The following is an 18,229-nucleotide window of genomic DNA, read 5'->3' on the forward strand; positions in this document are numbered from 1 at the left end:
TTTTCATTTGGGGTGGAAAAAACCAATCCCAGAAACAACAAAGCCCCTGCATTTCTGCAGAGGCTTCGTTTTGTATGGTGCCGGCACCAGGAATCGAACCCGGGACCTACTGATTACAAGTCAGTTGCTCTACCATCTGAGCTATACCGGCGTGTGGGCGACGATTATAGCGACTCGGGTGCTTCTGTAAACCCCTGAATTCAGACTATTTTTGCGCGCTCTGCGAATCACGCCCGGCGCAGGACGTTGCGCAGTTTTTGTACAGCGCGCCAGGCGCGGCTGTTTTGCATGGCGCGCAGTTGGGCTTCGGCTTGTTCGGCGCGTTGCAGGGCGGTTTCCAGGGCCGGGTTTACCGGGTGGGCGAGGTTGTGGCCTTTGCACAGCTGGAAGTTGTCGAGGTTGCACGGTGGCAGGTCGAACGCGGGTTTGAGGTTGATGTGTTCGTTGGCGAGGAAGAAGCTGTTGAGGCCGTCGAACAGGACGTTGGTGTAGCCGGCGTCGGTCACCAGGTGTTCCCAGGTGTGGTCGCGCTCCCATGGGGTTTCGATGAGGATGATCCAGGGGCGGAAGCGGCTGAAGTCCATGCCGCGCAGGACGGTTTCTTCGTGGCCCTCGACGTCGATTTTCAGGAAGTGGATCGGCCGCTCGGCGGTGTGTTCTTCGCAGATCGAGGTCAGTGTGCGTGCGTTGACAGTGAAGCTTTGCACGTCCATGCCGAGGTTTTTGCGTTCTTGCGCAACGACCGGGTCAGCGGTGGACAGGCCGGTGTCGGCAATGCCGTAGAAAGTCAGTTCGCCCGGCTGGTCGCTGGCCACGCATTGCAGCGTGGTGTCGCGGGGGCGATGCTGGCGGAGTGCGTCGTAGTAGTTCTGCATTGGCTCGACGTTGATGCCTTGCCAGCCGCGATCATAAAAGGCCTTGGTGACCGAGTCGTGGATCGGGTCATTGGCGCCGACGTCGATATAAAAACCGTTTTCAAAATACTGCAGGGCGCGCCAAAGGCGAACGTCCTCGAAATTCTGTGCGTAAGAAATGAACGTCACGGTCGCTTCCTGTCGGTCAGATTTTTCTTGTTCGGGCGCGCGCTACCTGCACGGCACAGGTCTGTATAGCAAGGGCGGATGGCAGGCGCAATTGCCCGTTGCCGGCGTCCGCGATTCGGCGGTTATGTCCTTTTGGTCGAGGGCTTATGCACAACAGGCTTTGAAGAGGACGGGCTTAGAGGGGATTTTGTGGACGGGTTCTCATTTGAATCGCAAATCCCTGTTTTGCCGGTTTTTTATTCATATGAACAAAAAATGACCAGCGCTGTTAATAGCCTCAAACATCCGTGGATATTGGATCCACGATAATTCCATCAACAGAGTTATCCACAGGCTGTGGAAGATTAAACGCGTTCGGCCAGCAACAGGAAATTGCGCGGTGTGAGCGGCGCTTCGCAGAAGGTGCCGAGACGTACGACGTATCCCTGTTCGGTGAGGAAAAGTGCCCGATCCAGATTCAGCCAAAGCTCCAGCGGCCGTCGGAACAGTCCACGCAGCAGTTCCAGGTTGCGAACTTCGGCCAATCGCTGCCAACCGGCGGCTTCCAGTGCTACCCAATCTGGCGCGCCAACTGTGGATAACTCTTTCAACGCTGCCAGATCGCGGCAGTAATCAGCGAACGGTTTGTCCAGCCAGGCGCTCGGCAGGGACGGCGTCGGCAAGTATTCGTCGACGCCGCGCACTTGCCGTTGCAACAGATCAAAGGCCAGTCGGCGGGCCATGGAGGTGTCACGCTGACGTCGGACGCGGGCACCGGCGGTGACGGTTTCGCTCATCGGCAGGGACAGATCTTCCAGCGAGAGCTGTAGGGCGGAGCGTGAACCTGCGGAGGACAACGCCTGATATTCGGTGCGACTGATCCGGTTGTAGCAGCACGGTGCGATCGCCAGTTGTCGGCAGCCAGCGGCGGAGGCCAATTGCATCAGACGTACATGCAGATCGCCACAAGCGTGCAGGGCGACAGGTGTGTGTTCGGCGTCCAGCAATAAAGCGGTGTTCGCCGCAAGCACATCCTGCTCGACATGCAGCGCATGCAAGTGATAACGCTGACTCAGCGCCTGACCGCTGGCAACCAGCGCCGGGTCGTATTCCAGACAGGTGAGTTGCTGCCCAGCGCCGAGCAGACGCCGACCTAAATGGCCTTTGCCCGAACACCAATCCAGCCAGTGCTTCGGTTGCGCGGCGAACGACAAGCGGCTGGCGAAGGCCTCGATCTGCTGCCATTTGCGTCCCGGCACATCCACATTCAAGCGATGACCGGCGGCTTCCAGCGAATGCGCAGGCAATTCACCGACCGAACTCAACTCAAGCGACAGCGCCGCCAATGAAGCAAACGGCTCCGGCGCATTCAGGAGTTCGGCAGGTTGGTTGTGGGCGTTTTCCGCATCTTCCAGCGACCGCCCGCGTAGCCACGAGGCTAGTTCCGGGTAGGACGCTTCCCATGGCAGTTGCAGATGAGTGAACGGGCGGGGCTTCCACAGCGCCTGATGCGCTGTGAGAAATGTATCCAGTGCCGTGAAACGGGCGAGCAGGGCCTCGCCCGTCAGCACGTCGGAAGAATCAGCGCCCCTGGCACGCATCGACGCGCAGCCAGCGTTCCAGCAGTTTGAAACCGCGAACCAGCACGTAGGCCATCACCAGATAGAACACGCCAGCGGCGAAGAAAATCTCCACCGGCAGGTAAGTGCGGGCAATGATCGTGCGCGCCATGCCGGTCAGTTCCAGCAGGGTCACGGTGCTGGCCAGGGCACTGGCCTTGAGCATCAGGATCACTTCGTTGCTGTAGGCTGGCAGGCCGATACGCGCGGCACGCGGCAGGATGATGTAGAACAGCGCTTTCGGCCGGGACATGCCCAGCGCCCGCGCCGCTTCGATCTCGCCCGGCGGAATCGCCTGGATCGCGCCGCGCAGGATCTCGGCGATGTACGCCGCCGTGTGCAGGGTCATGGTCGCGGTAGCGCACCAGAACGGATCGCGCAGGTACGGCCACATCGAGCTGTTTCGCACCGCGTCGAACTGCGCCAGGCCGTAATAGACCAGGAACAGCTGAACCAGCAACGGCGTGCCACGGAAAAAGAAGATGTAGGCGTAGGGCACGGCGCGCACGTACCACAGCTTCGAAGAACGGGCGATGCCCAGCGGAATCGCCAGCAACAAACCGGCGATCACGGCGATGGCCACCAGTTCCAGGGTCAGCGTCGCGCCTTGGGCCAGCTTCGGCAGCCACTTGATGATGACTTCCCAATTCATTGAGCGCTCCTCGCGAAGCCGCGTGCGGCGCGTTTTTCCAGCAGGTGCATGCCGATCATCGCCAGCACGGTCAGGCACAGGTACATGAGCGCCGCCACCATATAGAAGGTGAATGGCTGCTTGGACACGGTCACGCCGATCTGCGCGTGACGCATGATTTCTTCCAGGCCGATGACCGACACCAACGCGGTGTCTTTCATCAGGATCATGAACAGGTTGCCCAGGCCGGGCAGGGCGATGCGCCACATTTGCGGCATGATCAATTTGGTGAAGATCCGCCATTTCGACAGGCCCAGGGCCACGCCAGCCTCGCGGTGGCCTTTGGGAATGGCGAGGATTGCGCCGCGAAACACTTCCGTGGCGTAGGCGCCGAAGCACAGGCCCAGCGCAATGACGCCGGCGGCGAAGGCGCTGAGTTCCAGTTCGGGATTGCCGAGGAGCTCACCGAGCGCGCGCATGGCGTTGACCGTACCGAAGTAGATCAACAGCACCCAGAGCAATTCCGGGACGCCGCGCACCAGGGTCGAATAGGTTCCGCCAAGCCACTGCAACGGCTTGTACGGGGAAGTCTTGGCCAAGGCGCCGAGCAGACCGAGCACCAGCCCCAGGCACAGGGCCGAGAGTGCCAGTTTGACGGTCATCAGCGCGCCGGCGAAGAGCGCCGGGCCGAATCCGTAGAGGTCGATAATCATGGATTTCTTTTCAAATCGCGGCAGGCAAGGCCGGGGATCGGCACCGTCATGTAACGGCGCCGATCCGGCAGGTCAGGATCAGTAGATGCTGAACGGGAAGTACTTGTCGTTGATCTTCTTGTAGGTGCCGTCGGCAACGATTTCCTTCAGCGCGGCGTTCAGCTTCTCGCGGATCGGGTCGCCTTTACGTACAGCGATACCGATCTTGTCGCTTTCTTCTACCGGGTCGCCCTTGAATTCATAGGCTTTGCCGGCGTCGCTTTTCAGCCACTCGTAGTTGACGTATTTGTCGGCGAGGATGCCGTCCAGACGACCGGAAGTCAGGTCGAGGTAGGCGTTTTCCTGGGTGTCGTACAGCTTGACGGTGATGTCGTCACCGAAGTTGTCTTCCAGGAAGGTGCCAGCCAGGGTCGCACGCTGGGCGCCGATCACCTTGCCTTTCAGCGCAGCCTTGTCGGTTTTGAAGTCGACGTTTTTCGGCGCGATGAATTGCAGCTTGTTGGAGTAGTACGGGTCGGTGAAGTCCACCGCTTGCTTGCGCTCGTCGGTGATCGACATCGAGGAGATCAGGAAGTCGAACTTCTTGGCGTTCAGGGCCGGGATGATGCCGTCCCAGTCCGAAGTGACGACGGAGCATTCAACTTTCATCTTGGCGCACAGGGCGTCGCCGATGTCTTTGTCGAAGCCGACGACGTTGCCGCTGGCGTCTTTGTTGTTGAACGGCGGGTAAGCCGCTTCGATGCCCATCTTCAGGGTCTCGGCCATGGCACCGGCGCTGAACGCGAGGGTGACGGCGGCGGCCAGGAAGACCTTTTTGTAGTTCTGCATGCGGGTAGCTCCGTTAGCGGTTGCTGGACATGAATTGTTTGCAGCGCGCCGAAAGCGGGTTTTCGAACACCTGCTGTGGCGATCCTTGCTCTTCTACCAGGCCCTGGTGGAGGAACACCACTTCGCTGGAGACCTGACGGGCAAAGCCCATCTCGTGGGTCACGAGCAGCATGGTGCGGCCTTCTTCGGCCAATGCGCGGATGACATTAAGTACTTCCTGGACCATTTCCGGGTCAAGGGCGGAGGTGGGCTCGTCGAACAGGATCACCTTGGGCTGCATCGCCAGCGTGCGGGCAATCGCCGCGCGCTGTTGCTGGCCGCCGGACAGTTGCGCCGGATAGGCGTGGCGCTTGTCGGCGATGCCGACCTTGGCCAGCAGCGCTTCGGCGACTTCGATGGCTTCGGCCTTGCTCTGGCCGAGCACGCGGCGCGGGGCTTCGATGATGTTGTCGAGCACGCTCATGTGCGGCCACAGATTAAAGTTTTGAAACACAAAACCAATCTCGGAGCGCAGGCGGTTGATCTGCTTGCCGTCGGCGGCAACCAGTTCGCCATTCTTGGCGGCCTTGAGCTTGAGTTCTTCCCCGGCCACCAGGATCTGGCCCTGATGCGGGTTTTCCAACAGGTTGATGCAACGCAGGAACGTGGACTTGCCGGAACCGGAGGAACCCAGGATCGAGATCACATCGCCGTCGCGGGCGGTCAGCGAGATGCCTTTGAGCACCTCAAGCTGTCCGTAGCGTTTGTGCAAGTTGCGGATTTCAAGCGCGGGCGTGGCCTCAGCCATGTGCGTTCCTCATATATGTTGCGCTCCTGCTGTTGGTTGGCCTTCCTGGCGAGGCGGCCAAGCTAGCATAGCGTTTCAATGGCAGCCAACAGCGCTACGAGCGGTAAACGGATGGCGTGTGGCAGGTTGTCGCATCGGCGCAGCAGACTGTCGCCCCATCAACAACCGAACGGGTGTTTGAACGTTGATTCCCGTGGGTGTCGCGTAAAAAAAGGCGCGATGTTGCCACCTTTGGCGGGGTGTTGGAAGCGCTATCCGGCCGATCGTTCCTCATTCGCCCTTTTATTGTGCATCCCGCACTTTTTCAGTGTGTTTCTGGTGCGCTCGTTCGTTTGAAAAGTGAGTCGCAGGGTAACGTTTTGGCGAAAGGCCATTATTCTCAAGGACTTGCGATGACTGTCCGGTCGCGCGGAAAACCGCACGGCAGAAGAGTTTGAAACATTTTGGCGCATTTATTGCGTGCAGAATCCGGAACGCCCCGTTGGATTCTTTTTACGAGAAGGAACGCCAGACGGGCCGGACGCAATCGCTTTCCTCGCAAAGGTAGTTCCAATGAGCAGTACCCAAAGCTCCAATGGCCTCGAACAGGGGCTCAAACCGCGTCATGTGACCATGCTGTCGATCGCCGGGGTGATCGGTGCAGGTCTGTTCGTCGGCTCCGGCCACGCCATCGCCGCTGCCGGTCCAGCCGTTCTGCTGGCTTACGCCGCTGCTGGCGCGCTGGTTGTGCTGGTGATGCGCATGCTCGGCGAAATGGCGGTTGCCTCGCCTGACACCGGCTCGTTCTCGACTTACGCCGACCGCGCCATCGGTCACTGGGCCGGTTTCACCATCGGCTGGCTGTACTGGTGGTTCTGGGTTTTGGTGATTCCGCTGGAAGCCAACGCCGCCGCAACCATCCTGCACGCGTGGTTCCCGGGTGTGGATATCTGGGCGTTCGCGCTGATCATCACCATGCTGCTGACCGTGACCAACCTGTTCAGCGTGAAAAATTACGGTGAGTTCGAATTCTGGTTCGCCCTGCTCAAAGTCGTGGCGATCATCGGTTTCATCATCCTCGGCGTTGCGGCCATTTTCGGCTTCCTGCCGAACAGCCAGGTCAGCGGCGTGTCGCACATCTTCGACACCCAGGGCTTCCTGCCGAACGGCATGGGCGCGGTACTGGGCGCGATCCTGACCACCATGTTCTCCTTCATGGGTACCGAGATCGTGACCATTGCGGCCGCGGAATCGAAGAACCCTGGCAAGCAGATCTCCAAGGCCACCAACTCGGTGATCTGGCGGATCGGCCTGTTCTACCTCGTGTCGATCTTCATCGTCGTGGCCCTGGTGCCATGGAATGACCCGGTTCTGGCCAGCGTCGGTTCCTACCAGACTGTGCTTGAGCGCATGGGCATCCCGAACGCCAAGATGATCGTTGATATCGTGGTTCTGGTTGCTGTGACCAGCTGCCTGAACTCGGCGCTGTACACCTCTTCGCGCATGCTGTTCTCCCTCGGCAAGCGTGGCGATGCTCCGGCCATGGCGACCCGCACCAACAAAAGCGGTACCCCTTACTGGGCGGTGATGCTGTCCACCGGCGCGGCATTCCTGTGCACTTTCGCCAACTACGTGGCCCCGGCGGCGGTATTCGAGTTTCTGTTGGCCAGCTCCGGCGCGATCGCGCTGCTGGTGTACCTGGTGATCGCGATTTCGCAACTGCGCATGCGTAAACAACGCATGGCTCGCGGCGAAAAAATCGTCTTCAGCATGTGGTTGTTCCCGGGCCTGACCTACGCGGTGATCGTGTTCATCGTGGCAGCCCTGACCATCATGCTGTTCCAGGAGGCCCACCGCGTGGAAATCCTCGCGACCGGCCTGCTCAGCCTGCTGGTGGTCGCGGCCGGTCTGCTGGTGGCCCGCCGCCGCAATCTGGAAAAGCGTGGCGCCGCGGTGCTGAACTGATCCGCAACGCGTAACGCAAAACGGCCGCTGTCAGTGATGACAAGCGGCCGTTTTTGTTACTGCGAGCGGTTTATTCGCTCTTCTCTTCCTGCGCTTCCACCGACTGGCCGTAGGTGTCCAGCGCAATCCCGAAATCGCTGATGAACTGCGGTTCGCTCAGCCACGCCTGGGCGGTCTCGCGATCCATGCCATCGGCCCACATGCGGTAGTCGATCAGCATGTCGGCGGCCAGGTGAGTGGCGGCCATGCCTTCGTTCTCGGCGTTTTCCATGTCCAGCAGTTCAGGATGGTCGACGATGATGAACGCCAGTTCACGCAGCAGCGTCAGCAGCATTTCATTGCGGCTGACGGCTTCGGCGTCGCGCATCTTGCTGAACATCGCCAAGGTGTATTCCGGGATCGGCTCGGCCAGGTGGCCGAGGTCATCGTCCTGCGCCAGGGGTTTGCGACCGACCATGCGGATCTGCTTGGCTTTGGCCTTGGCGCGTTTGGCGCGTTTCTGTTGCTTGTTCAGGGATGCCATGGGAACTCAGTTTTTCTGTTGGGTTTGTGCGGCGATTGCGTCGGACGCGGCCACATAGTCTTTCTGGAAATCCGGCGATTCGATCCACGCCAGAGCGCCGGCCTCGTCGGTCTCGGTGGACCACTGGCGGTACTCGATCAGCGCGGCGAGGATGAAGTCCATCGCGCCTTCTTCGCCTTCCTGCTCGTACACCAGCTCCAGCAGCGGGTCCTCGAGGAACGCGGTGCACAGGGCCTGCTGACTGATCTTCTCGGCGTCGATCATTTTCTTGAACAGTTCGGTCAGGTCCACCGATTCGAAATCGATGCGGTCGTCGTTCGGGTCCAGCTCGACCGGCGCCTCGGCACGTTTAGTGCGGTTCTGCTTGGCCTTGGTCTTGGCCCGGGCGGCGCGTTTTTGCTGTTTGTTGGCGGAAGCCATGGTGTGTGTTCCGTGGTGCGTTAAAGGGCTTGGCTGCGTGGGATTTCGCGCCCCGGTGTGTCGCAGGCCAGTTCGCCGGTCTGCAGCCAGGTCAGAGCGATGGGCCATAGTGTGGCTTGGTATGCGCTGCGAAAAAAGGCGAAATGTCCGACTTGCTGTTCACCGATGTCCTGCGGCTCGATTCGCAGGTGGGTCTTTTGTGCATTGTGGAAGTAAGCCAGCAGGCGTTCGATGGCGGGAATCGTGCCGTAGGGATCGTCGCTGATGCTGATTGCCAGGGCTTTGGCCTGGACGTTGGCGAAGGGCAGGTTGCGGATCGTTCTACCGCTCGGACGCCGCTCATAACGTGCGGCAGGTGTGCTCCAGTCGCGCACCACGCCGGCGGGCGTGTCTTCCAGCCAGCCAAGTCGCTTGCCCGGAAAATATCCACAGAACAGCGTGACCAGCGGCATCAGCAGATGCCATTTGCCGAACATCCGCCAGCGATGCTCGGGCGCGTAATCGCGCCAGTAAGCGAACTGCGCGCCGACGGTCACCAGTCGTCGGATTATCTTCCCGGACGCCCCCAGGCCTGCTGCGCAGCCGCCGAAGCTGTGCCCGACCACATCGACCGGCTGACCGGGAAACTCCCTCTGTGCGCGTGTGAGCATCGCTTCGAAATCCAGCGCGCCCCAATCCGTCCACGAAGCCTGCAAATGCCTCATCGACTTTGGCCGCGATTCACCAATGCCGCGGTAGTCGTAAATGATCACGTCGAACCCATTGGCGAACAGATACGCCGCGAAGCGCGAGTAGTGGCGGCAACGCACGGATGTGGCGGCGTTGATGATCACAACCGGGCGTTGTGGATCCGGTGAGACGTGACGCCAGGTGAAACCGCCGAGCAGATAGCCGTCGGCGGCGGGCTCTTGGAAGGGCTCGCTTTCTGCTGACAGCTGACCGAGTGGCAGCGTCGCGCTTTGTAGGTTCATGGCGATCCAGACTTTCGGGGACGGGTCGAGAATGAACTTCATGCGGGATGCAGCGCAATGATTTGGTATGCAGTGCGTACCGGATTGACGGTTCGATTAGGCGGTCGCCAATTCGTGACGCAGTGCGTCATGAATTGGCTGGGAAAGACTTGTGTAGTCTTTTTCGCATTCAAGGCAACTCCCAATCGTTCTAAAACCCACCCCGCAAGACAAAATCTAAAAAGAGGTAACGATTGGGTTCCGCGAGAACCCGGGAGTCGTCCTCATGAAACGCGTTCTTTCATTCGTGCTGCCCGTCGCCGCTGCGGCGATATTACTGTTTCCGCTCATGGCGCAGGCTGAAAGTCTGGAGCCGATCAACAATTCCGCTGTGCAGGTTCAGCAGCAAGAGCAAAACGGTGTTCGTTATCTGGCCGGCGGGATTGGTGAAGATGAGTCGAAAGCCATTCAGCAATCCGCGGGTTACAACCTGCACATGACCTTCGCTGTCGGTACGCAAAACGAATACACCGCCGATGTCGACGTGGCGATCCAGAAAACCCCCGGTGAAACCGTGCTGACGCTCAATCAAACCGGACCATTGGTGTACGTTCAGTTACCGCCAGGCAAGTACACGGTCGTCGCCACCCGCAAGGGTGAAACGCGTCGGGATGTGGCGCAAGTAGGCGGCGGTGCTGCGCGCAATCTGGTGTTCCACTGGAACGACAACAGCTAGGGACGTTGCCGGTCGCGCCGGGATGGCGCGACCGTTGCTGTGCGGCCCAGCCAGATCAATAACCACGCGGCGCCCGACAGGAAGAGGGCGAGGAAGCAATGCGTGGCGACGGCGAACCAGAAATTCACCGGTTGTGCGGCCAGCGAATACACGGCGAAGCGTTTGCCGCGTGCCATGTTGCCGATGCGGCCCTGAATCAAGCCGTCCACGGTTTCATAGGCGATCAGGCCGATACACAGGATCAGCAACAGGCCGAGCGCGATCATCAACCAGTCGGTGCGCTTCGCGGGTGGCGCGGGGTGGGGCAGGGGGACGCGGGTTCTTTTCTGGTTCATCGCGGGGATGACCCTCTTCCGTAAGGGTTGTGCAACGTATCGCCAATTCCGGCCTGCGAGAAGGGCGGAATCGGGCCGTGATCAAATCGCAGGCATAAAAAAACCCTGAATCTTGCGATTCAGGGTTTTCGGTATTTGGTGCCCAGAGACGGAATCGAACCGCCGACACGGGGATTTTCAATCCCCTGCTCTACCGACTGAGCTATCTGGGCAACGGGGCGCATTAAAAGGGTTTTTCGGATTTACGTCAAACACTTTTTTAAAATTTCTTAAATTAATTCCGTCGCTTACGATCCGACCCCCGATTTCGCGGGGTTTACTCTGCGGGCGGAACGTAGCCTTCGGCCTGAGCGTATTCCTCGCCGGAGAAGTACTTGTCCATTTCGCCCTGAAGAAATTTGCGGTCTTCGGCGTTCATCATGTTCAGGCGTTTTTCGTTGATCAGCAGGGTCTGGTGTTTCTGCCAGTCGGCCCAGGCCTTGGCCGAGACGTGTTCGAAAATATCCTGGCCCTTGGCGCCCGGGTACGGTGGGCGCTCCAGACCTTCGAGTTGTTCTTTGTACTTGCGGCACATTACGGTGCGGGTCATGTCGACTCTCCTGCATTCAAGACGGTGGCCGCGCGTTCGAGCAAGGTCTTGACCGGGGCGGCGAGGCCCAGGCGCGGCGGGGTGGCGAGGTTATACCAGAGCCAGTCGGCCTCGGCCACGTGACCGCCGGCCTCCTGCACCTGAACCAGCCAGGGTTCTATGGACAGCTGGAAGTGGCTGAAGGTGTGGACAAGGCTCGGCAGCGCCTGCTGCTCGCCCAGTTCCAGCGAGTGCTGCGCGGCGAGGTGTTGCAGATCGTCGAGGTCGTCGAGTTCCGGCAGACTCCACAAACCACCCCACAATCCGCTGGACGGGCGGCGATAAAGCAGAATCGCGCCGTCCTCGTTGGCCAACAGCGGCATCAGCGTGCGTTTCTGCGGGATGGCCTTGCGCGGCTTGGGGATCGGGTAGCGCGTTTCCAGCCCCAGCATGTGTGCTTCGCAGCCGTTTTTCAGCGGACACAGCAGGCAGCTCGGTTTGCTGCGGGTGCAGAGCGTGGCGCCCAGGTCCATCATCGCCTGGGTGTAGGCGTTGACCCGATCCTGCGGCGTGAAGCGCTCGGCGTTGGCCCACAGTTGCTTGGCGACCTTCGGCTCGCCGGGGTAACCCTCCTGCGCGGTAAAACGCGCCAGCACCCGTTTGACGTTACCGTCGAGGATCGGCGCGCGCAGGCCCATGCTGATGCTGGCGATCGCGCCAGCAGTGGACAGGCCGATGCCCGGTAGCTCGGTGAGCTTCTCGACATCCCGGGGAAACTCGCCGCCGTAATGGCTGACGACGATCTTCGCGGTCTTCTGCAGATTGCGCGCGCGGGTGTAGTAACCGAGCCCGGTCCACAGGTGCAGTACTTCGTCTTCCGGCGCTTCGGCCAGGGCTTCGACCGTCGGCAGGGCGGCCATGAAGCGGTCGAAGTAATTGAGCACAGTGCTGACCTGGGTCTGCTGCAACATGATCTCGGACACCCACACCCGGTACGGGTTGATGTTCTGTTGCCAGGGCAAATCATGGCGGCCGTGGCGGTCGAACCACTCCAGCACCGCCGTGGAAAACTGCTCCGCTCTCATCGCTTGAACAGCCCCTTCAATGCGTTTTTCAGTTCCGGGCTGACTTTGTCACCCAGTTTTTCGTCGATTTTTTCGCTGATCTTGTCGCCGGCCAGTTTGCTCGCGACCTGGCCCATGCGTTCGTTGTCCACGCGGCAGGCCTTGGCGCCCAGCTCCAGCGGGCCACGGCAACGCAGCGGCCATTCGATGCCGACGAATTTGTCGCCGACCTGACAGGCCGGGTCCGGCATGGCACTGGTATCGCCTTCGACGACGATGCCGACGCGATAGTCCATGCCCAGCACCTTGAGGTCGATATCGCCGTCACCGTTGACGCTCATGCCGGGGATGCGCACTTTCAGGTCCGGGTTGCTGGCCACGCCATTGCGGAAGGTCAGGTTGCCCTTGAGCTCCTGGAACGGTGTGTCCTTGCCGCGCGGCTCGCCGCTCAGGGATTTGCGGTTGAGGGTGGCGATGCCCTTGCACAGTTGCTGCTCAAGGTTGGCGTTGAGCAGCACGCCGTTGTTGATCACGAAACTGGCGTTGCCGTTGAGGGTTTCGATCAGCGCCTGCTGGCTGTTGCCGCTGCCGGTGACGGTGCTGGTGAGATTGACCAGCCCCTTGACCGGCGGATTCTTGCCCTGGCTTTCGAGGATCTTCTCCACCGGCACGCGGTTGATCCGGGTTTGCAGGTTCAGCACCGGTGCTGTCTGGCGCACATCCAGCGTGCCCTTGGCTTCGAAGTCGCCGTTGTACAGCTCGCCGCGCAGGTTCTCCAGGGTCAGCAGGCCGCCCTGGCCGGTGGCTTTCAGTGCGGCGTTCTGGATCGGCAATTTGTCGAGGGTCAACTGGCCGAAGGTCAGGTCAGCGTTGACGTCGAGCTTGCTCAGGCGCTCGACAGGGAACAGGCGCTCGGTGCTCCAGGCGCTTTTGCTCGGTTTTTCCGGCAGCGGGGTGCTGCCGGCCCCGGCCATGGCATCGGCCTCGGTGCTGGCGACTTCGGCCTGGCGGACCTGGGTAGCGTTGTTGGCTTTTTCCGATTTCGGCGGCAGGTAACGGTCGACGTTAAAGGTGTCGGCCTTGAGGACCGCCCGCAGCGATTGCTTGGCGAAATCTTCGACGGCGATACGGCCGCTGAAGCTGCTGTCGTCAAGTTTCAGGTTGATGTTGTCCAGCGCCAGGCTGGTCGGCGTCGCGGCGACACGGCTGACCAGTTCAACCTTGCTCAGGCTGCCTTCGGCCATGGCTGGCAGGGTCTGGCCGATGCTGTCGACGAATTTCGCCAGGTCGAACTGGGCGATGGAAATCCCGCCGGTGATCTGTGGCGTCTTGTCCAGGTCGTTGGCCTTCAGTTCGCCCAAGGCACGCAGCTGATTGACCGAAAGCTTGATGCCGGTCCATTCGGCGACGTTGGCGGCCTTGTCCAGCAGCAATTGCCCTTGCGCGGCGAAGGTCACGGTCTTGCCTTGCAGCGGATCGCCGGCAACTTCGCCGGACAGCTTCAGGTCTTCGAACTTGTAGCGTTGCAGGGCGCGCTCGAAGCGCAGCTCGCCGTTGAGCTCGGTGCGCACCCGCAGCACTGGCTGGTTGGTGCCGAGGAACGCGGTGGCCTTGACCGGGATGTTGGTCGAATCGTGAACCGCGCCGGTGCTCAACTGGATGCTTTCGGCGCTGAATTGCTTGCCGGTCAGCTCGTCGTTGTATTCCACGCGGGCGTTGTTGACGGTCAGGCTGTCGATGTCGAGGCGGATCGGCTGGGCCGGTTTTTCCGGTTGCGCAGGGGCCTCGGGGGCGGTTTCGGCCGTGGTGGTCGGCGCTGGTGTGCTGCCGGCCTTGGGCGGCACCTTGCCGATGTCTTCCCAGTTGCCATGGCCATTCTTGTCACGGCTCAGACGCAGGTTCAGGCCTTCGACGCGCACGTCGCTCATTTGCACCTCGCGGCGCAGCAGCGGCAGCACGCGTACGGACAGGCCGAGCATCTGCAGGTCGGCGAACGGTTCTGCAGGCTTGGCCAGGGTCGCGACGCTGGCCTCGTGCAGTTCCAGGCCCAGCCACGGGAACAGGCTCCAGCCAATGTCGCCATTGAGCGTCAGCTCGATGTGGGCCTTGTCGCGGGCAATCTGGCGGATCTCGTCCTTGTAGTCGTTGGGATCAAACAGGTGGGTCAGGGCGAAGCCCGCCGCCACAATGATCAGCAACAGCCCGAGAAGTACCAGACCCAGGATTTTGCCGAACGCTTTCATGGGCGAGTCCTTGTAAGTAGTCGAATTCGTAATTTAGCCGGGGAGTATAGCGCTGCATCAACCCGCGCTGTTGCGGTGCCACGTCAAGGCTGCAGAACCGCGATATACAGCGCTTCGACAACGATCGGCATCGGGGTTCCCGGGCGTCCTGAGATCAGATGACATGAAAAAGGTGATATCAGTTTGGTTTTTCTGTCACGTGCAAATGGTAACCTTCGCCCGTTCGTCCGCCCATCTGCGACTTAACGTCGCGCTTTCAAGGAGCTTCACCCGCAAAAAACGGTCATGCCTGCGTGCATAAAGGCCGGGGTGGGCAGTGGCTGGCGAACCATACTAATAATTGGGGGATACACAATGAGCACGACCATTACGGCGGACGGCTTCAAAGCCGATCAGCCCGGGTTCCTGTCCAAGGAACGCATCATCGCCAAGCCCGGTTTCAACCGTTGGCTGGTCCCGCCGGCCGCTCTGGCCATTCACCTGTGCATCGGCATGGCCTACGGCTTCTCGGTGTTCTGGTTGCCGCTGTCCAAGGCGCTGGGCGTCACCGCTCCGGTGGCTTGCGCACCGGACATGAGCTTCATCGCACAAGTCTTCTCGTCGCAATGCGACTGGCCGATCTCCATGCTCGGCTGGATCTACACCCTGTTCTTCATCTTCCTCGGCTGCTCGGCAGCGATCTGGGGCGGCTGGCTCGAACACGCAGGACCACGCAAGGCCGGCGTTGTATCGGCATTGTGCTGGTGCGGCGGTCTGCTGATTTCTGCGCTGGGTATCTATACCCACCAGATCTGGCTGATGTGGATAGGCTCCGGCGTGATCGGCGGTATCGGTCTGGGTCTGGGCTACATCTCGCCGGTCTCGACCCTGATCAAATGGTTCCCGGACAAGCGCGGCATGGCGACCGGCATGGCGATCATGGGCTTCGGCGGTGGCGCGATGGTTGGTGCACCACTGGCGACCGCTCTGATGAGTCACTTCGCTTCGCCAACCGGTGTCGGCGTGTGGCAGAGCTTCGTGGCCATGGCCGCGATCTACTTCGTGTTCATGATCGGTGGCGCGCTGGCTTACCGCGTACCGCCAACCGGCTGGAAGCCTGAAGGCTGGACTGCACCGGCGAAGAAAGCGTCGAACGCGATGATCACCCACCGTCACGTTCACGTGAACGTGGCGTGGAAAACCCCGCAATTCCGTCTGGTGTGGCTGGTGCTGTGCCTGAACGTGTCCGCCGGTATCGGCATCCTCGGCATGGCTTCGCCACTGTTGCAGGAAGTGTTCGGTGGCAAGCTGCTGGGTAACGATCTGCCGTTCGGTCAGCTGGACGCCGGTCAACTGGCTTCCATCGCTGCAATTGCGGCCGGTTTCACCGGTCTGCTGAGCCTGTTCAACATCGGTGGTCGTTTCTTCTGGGCCTCGTTCTCGGACTACCTGGGCCGCAAGAACACTTACTTCGTGTTCTTCGCACTGGGTTTTGCGCTGTACGCGCTGATCCCGAACCTCGGTCACCTGGGCAACGTTGCGCTGTTCGTGGCTGCGTTTTGCATCATTCTGTCGATGTACGGCGGTGGTTTCGCCACCGTTCCGGCGTATCTGGCCGACCTGTTCGGTACGCAGATGGTGGGCGCGATCCACGGTCGTCTGCTGACCGCCTGGGCTGCCGCTGGCGTGCTGGGTCCGGTGCTGGTGAACTACCTGCGTGAGTATCAGCTGAGCATCGGCGTTGAACGCGCCGCCGCTTACGACATCACCCTGTACATCCTCGCCGGCCTGCTGGTGCTGGGTTTCCTGTGCAACCTGCTGGTACGCCCGGTGGCCGACAAGTACTTCATGACCGACGCCGAACTGGCTGCCGAACAGGCGCTGGGCCACGACAAGGGTGCTGACGGCAGCACCGTGCTGGAGTGGAAAGCCGCGCCGGGCAGCAAGCCGTTGGCGATCGCTGCGTGGCTGGTGGTGGGGATTCCGTTGGCGTGGGGTGTGTGGGTGACCCTGCAGAAGACGGCGGTTCTGTTCCACTAAGTTCGTTTACACCTGATCGTTCCCACGCTCTGCGTGGGAATGTCTCCCTGTGACGCTCTGCGTCACATTCGAAGTGGACGCAGAGCGTCCGGGGCTGCACTCCCACGCAGAGCGTGGGAGCGATCAGTGCCATTGAACGCTTGTATGGACATGTCTATCCCCGACAGCGCGGGGTTCTATCCGTCAGTCATTCCACCTATCGTGTTTCTGTTTCGGCCCCGCGCCCCTATAATGGCTGCCTTTTTCGCCCAATGATTTTGCGGAGCTGGTGATGGCCGAACGTAAGGCGTCTGTCGAGCGCGACACTCTGGAAACCCAGATCAAAGCCTCGATCAACCTTGATGGCACCGGAAAGGCCCGATTCGATATCGGTGTTCCTTTTCTTGAGCACATGCTGGATCAGATCGCCCGTCACGGGCTGATCGACCTGGATATCCAATGCAAGGGCGATCTGCATATCGACGACCACCATACGGTGGAAGACGTCGGTATCACCCTCGGCCAGGCCTTCGCGCAAGCCATTGGCGACAAGAAAGGCATCCGTCGCTACGGCCACGCCTACGTGCCGCTCGATGAAGCGCTGTCGCGCGTGGTGATCGACTTCTCCGGCCGTCCGGGTCTGCAGATGCACGTGCCGTACACCCGCGCCACCGTTGGCGGCTTCGACGTCGACCTGTTCCAGGAATTCTTCCAGGGCTTCGTCAACCACGCGCTGGTCAGCCTGCACATCGACAACCTGCGCGGCACCAACACTCACCACCAGATCGAAACCGTGTTCAAGGCTTTCGGCCGCGCACTGCGCATGGCCGTTGAGCTGGACGAGCGCATGGCCGGCCAGATGCCTTCGACCAAGGGCGTCCTGTAATGCAGACGGTTGCAGTTATCGATTACGGCATGGGCAACCTGCACTCGGTGGCCAAGGCCCTCGAGCACGTCGGTGCCGGCAAGGTGCTGATCACCAGCGATGCGGCAGTGATCCGCGAAGCCGACCGCGTGGTGTTCCCCGGTGTCGGTGCGATTCGCGATTGCATGGCGGAGATCCGTCGCCTCGGTTTCGATTCGCTGGTACGTGAAGTCAGCCAGGATCGTCCGTTCCTCGGCATCTGCGTCGGCATGCAAGCCTTGCTCGACAGCAGCGAAGAGAACGACGGCGTCGACTGCATCGGCCTGTTTCCGGGCGCGGTGAAGTTCTTCGGCAAGGACCTGCATGAAGACGGCGAGCACCTGAAAGTCCCGCACATGGGCTGGAACGAAGTGAAGCAGGCGGTGGATCACCCGCTGTGGCACAACATTCCGGACCTGGCGCGTTTCTACTTCGTGCACAGCTACTACATCGCCGCCGGCAACCCGCGGCAGGTGGTCGGCAGCGGTCATTACGGCGTCGATTTCGCCGCGGCACTGGCCGAAGGTTCGCGTTTCGCCGTGCAGTTCCACCCGGAGAAGAGCCATACCCATGGCCTGCAATTGCTGCAGAACTTCGCGGCGTGGGACGGTCGCTGGTAAATGGCCGTCAAGAAATCCAAACCGCCGATCCTGACCCTTACTCCCGAGCAGGAGAACGAGGCCAACCGCAAGATTCAGCGGTTCATGGAGGATCGTTTCGAACTGGACCTGGGTTCGTTCGAGGCGGCGGAAATTCTTGAGCTGTTTACCCGCGAAATTGCTCCGCACTATTACAACAGGGCGATTTTCGATGTGCAGACCCACCTCAAGGAGCGGTTTGAAAGCATCGAAAGCGACCTGTGGGCGCTCGAGAAGAATTAGGGCAGCGGCAAGCTTCAAGCTGCAAGCTGCAAGAAGTACACACGCGTGCGCGCTTGCAGCTTA

At 60.7% G+C, this 18,229-nt stretch carries 19 protein-coding genes and 2 tRNA genes; 6 read left to right on the forward strand and 15 right to left on the reverse strand.

Annotation, left to right across the window (positions count from 1 at the left end; all coding sequences use genetic code 11):
* Positions 1-75 precede the first annotated feature (75 nt).
* From BMZ46_RS12855 to BMZ46_RS12885, 7 genes are all read right to left on the reverse strand, one after another.
* Positions 76-151 (reverse strand) — tRNA-Thr (locus BMZ46_RS12855).
* Positions 152-227: 76 nt separating this feature from the next.
* Positions 228-1,043 carry an FkbM family methyltransferase gene (locus tag BMZ46_RS12860; RefSeq protein ID WP_074689495.1) on the reverse strand — a complete coding sequence of 272 codons (816 nt, stop codon included), beginning with the start codon at positions 1,041-1,043 and terminating at the stop codon, positions 228-230.
* A 344-nt stretch (positions 1,044-1,387) separates the two neighbouring features.
* Positions 1,388-2,623 carry a methyltransferase gene (locus BMZ46_RS12865; protein ID WP_074689497.1) on the reverse strand — a complete coding sequence of 412 codons (1,236 nt, stop codon included), beginning with the start codon at positions 2,621-2,623 and terminating at the stop codon, positions 1,388-1,390.
* Entirely contained in the window at positions 2,604-3,293 is a 690-nt protein-coding gene (locus tag BMZ46_RS12870) for an ABC transporter permease (protein ID WP_039764656.1), read from the reverse strand. The genes BMZ46_RS12865 and BMZ46_RS12870 overlap by 20 nt, the downstream gene beginning before the upstream one ends.
* Positions 3,290-3,985: an ABC transporter permease gene (locus BMZ46_RS12875; protein ID WP_039764658.1), complete on the reverse strand. Its 696-nt coding sequence runs from the start codon at positions 3,983-3,985 to the stop codon at positions 3,290-3,292. Before BMZ46_RS12875 ends, BMZ46_RS12870 begins: the two co-directional genes overlap by 4 nt.
* Before the next feature lie 78 nt (positions 3,986-4,063).
* Entirely contained in the window at positions 4,064-4,813 is a 750-nt protein-coding gene (locus BMZ46_RS12880; protein ID WP_039764659.1) for an ABC transporter substrate-binding protein, read from the reverse strand.
* A gap of 13 nt (positions 4,814-4,826) precedes the next feature.
* Complete coding sequence (locus BMZ46_RS12885; protein WP_007897462.1) at positions 4,827-5,600, reverse strand: ABC transporter ATP-binding protein; 774 nt, start codon at positions 5,598-5,600, stop codon at positions 4,827-4,829.
* Positions 5,601-6,152: 552 nt separating this feature from the next.
* On the opposite strand from BMZ46_RS12885, the gene gabP reads away from it, so the two are divergent.
* Complete coding sequence (gabP, locus tag BMZ46_RS12890) at positions 6,153-7,544, forward strand: GABA permease (protein ID WP_074689499.1); 1,392 nt, start codon at positions 6,153-6,155, stop codon at positions 7,542-7,544.
* A gap of 70 nt (positions 7,545-7,614) precedes the next feature.
* Here the strand turns inward: gabP and BMZ46_RS12895 are convergent, their stop codons facing one another.
* The 3 genes from BMZ46_RS12895 to BMZ46_RS12905 are packed head-to-tail and all read right to left on the reverse strand — an operon-like array spanning position 7,615 to position 9,458.
* Positions 7,615-8,067 (reverse strand): hypothetical protein, encoded by a 453-nt coding sequence (locus tag BMZ46_RS12895; protein ID WP_039764661.1) that lies wholly within the window; start codon positions 8,065-8,067, stop codon positions 7,615-7,617.
* 6 nt (positions 8,068-8,073) lie between these two features.
* Complete coding sequence (locus BMZ46_RS12900; RefSeq protein ID WP_007952560.1) at positions 8,074-8,487, reverse strand: hypothetical protein; 414 nt, start codon at positions 8,485-8,487, stop codon at positions 8,074-8,076.
* 20 nt (positions 8,488-8,507) lie between these two features.
* Complete coding sequence (locus BMZ46_RS12905) at positions 8,508-9,458, reverse strand: alpha/beta hydrolase family protein (RefSeq protein WP_039764750.1); 951 nt, start codon at positions 9,456-9,458, stop codon at positions 8,508-8,510.
* Between the two features lie 265 nt (positions 9,459-9,723).
* On the opposite strand from BMZ46_RS12905, the gene BMZ46_RS12910 reads away from it, so the two are divergent.
* The gene (locus BMZ46_RS12910; RefSeq protein ID WP_074689501.1) at positions 9,724-10,173 is read left to right on the forward strand and encodes a hypothetical protein; all 450 of its coding nucleotides are present in this window, start codon (positions 9,724-9,726) and stop codon (positions 10,171-10,173) included.
* On the opposite strand, the gene BMZ46_RS12915 is transcribed toward BMZ46_RS12910, so the two are convergent.
* The 5 genes from BMZ46_RS12915 to BMZ46_RS12935 form a co-directional block, all read right to left on the reverse strand.
* Positions 10,170-10,508 carry a hypothetical protein gene (locus BMZ46_RS12915; RefSeq protein WP_074689503.1) on the reverse strand — a complete coding sequence of 113 codons (339 nt, stop codon included), beginning with the start codon at positions 10,506-10,508 and terminating at the stop codon, positions 10,170-10,172. The genes BMZ46_RS12910 and BMZ46_RS12915 overlap by 4 nt on opposite strands.
* Positions 10,509-10,644: 136 nt before the next feature.
* A tRNA-Phe gene (locus tag BMZ46_RS12920) sits at positions 10,645-10,720 on the reverse strand.
* Positions 10,721-10,824: 104 nt separating this feature from the next.
* Positions 10,825-11,097 carry an oxidative damage protection protein gene (locus tag BMZ46_RS12925; RefSeq protein WP_007952551.1) on the reverse strand — a complete coding sequence of 91 codons (273 nt, stop codon included), beginning with the start codon at positions 11,095-11,097 and terminating at the stop codon, positions 10,825-10,827.
* Positions 11,094-12,161, reverse strand: a complete 1,068-nt coding sequence (mutY, locus tag BMZ46_RS12930) for an A/G-specific adenine glycosylase (RefSeq protein WP_039764665.1) — start codon at positions 12,159-12,161, stop codon at positions 11,094-11,096. The genes BMZ46_RS12925 and mutY overlap by 4 nt, the downstream gene beginning before the upstream one ends.
* Positions 12,158-14,383: an AsmA family protein gene (locus tag BMZ46_RS12935; protein WP_074689505.1), complete on the reverse strand. Its 2,226-nt coding sequence runs from the start codon at positions 14,381-14,383 to the stop codon at positions 12,158-12,160. The genes mutY and BMZ46_RS12935 overlap by 4 nt, the downstream gene beginning before the upstream one ends.
* A gap of 354 nt (positions 14,384-14,737) precedes the next feature.
* On the opposite strand from BMZ46_RS12935, the gene BMZ46_RS12940 reads away from it, so the two are divergent.
* The 4 genes from BMZ46_RS12940 to BMZ46_RS12955 all read left to right on the forward strand — a co-directional run bounded on the left by BMZ46_RS12940 (position 14,738) and on the right by BMZ46_RS12955 (position 18,166).
* Positions 14,738-16,402, forward strand: coding sequence for an OFA family MFS transporter (locus BMZ46_RS12940; RefSeq protein WP_039764668.1), 1,665 nt, complete (start codon positions 14,738-14,740; stop codon positions 16,400-16,402).
* A 271-nt stretch (positions 16,403-16,673) separates the two neighbouring features.
* Positions 16,674-17,267, forward strand: a complete 594-nt coding sequence (hisB, locus tag BMZ46_RS12945) for an imidazoleglycerol-phosphate dehydratase HisB (protein WP_039764670.1) — start codon at positions 16,674-16,676, stop codon at positions 17,265-17,267.
* Positions 17,267-17,905, forward strand: coding sequence for an imidazole glycerol phosphate synthase subunit HisH (gene hisH, locus BMZ46_RS12950; RefSeq protein WP_007952546.1), 639 nt, complete (start codon positions 17,267-17,269; stop codon positions 17,903-17,905). Before hisB ends, hisH begins: the two co-directional genes overlap by 1 nt.
* Positions 17,906-18,166: a DUF2164 domain-containing protein gene (locus BMZ46_RS12955; RefSeq protein ID WP_025110933.1), complete on the forward strand. Its 261-nt coding sequence runs from the start codon at positions 17,906-17,908 to the stop codon at positions 18,164-18,166. It abuts the gene before it with no gap.
* The last annotated feature ends 63 nt before the right edge of the window (positions 18,167-18,229 follow it).

This window comes from Pseudomonas sp. NFIX49, from assembly GCF_900115915.1.
Taxonomy (GTDB): domain Bacteria; phylum Pseudomonadota; class Gammaproteobacteria; order Pseudomonadales; family Pseudomonadaceae; genus Aquipseudomonas; species Aquipseudomonas pharyngis.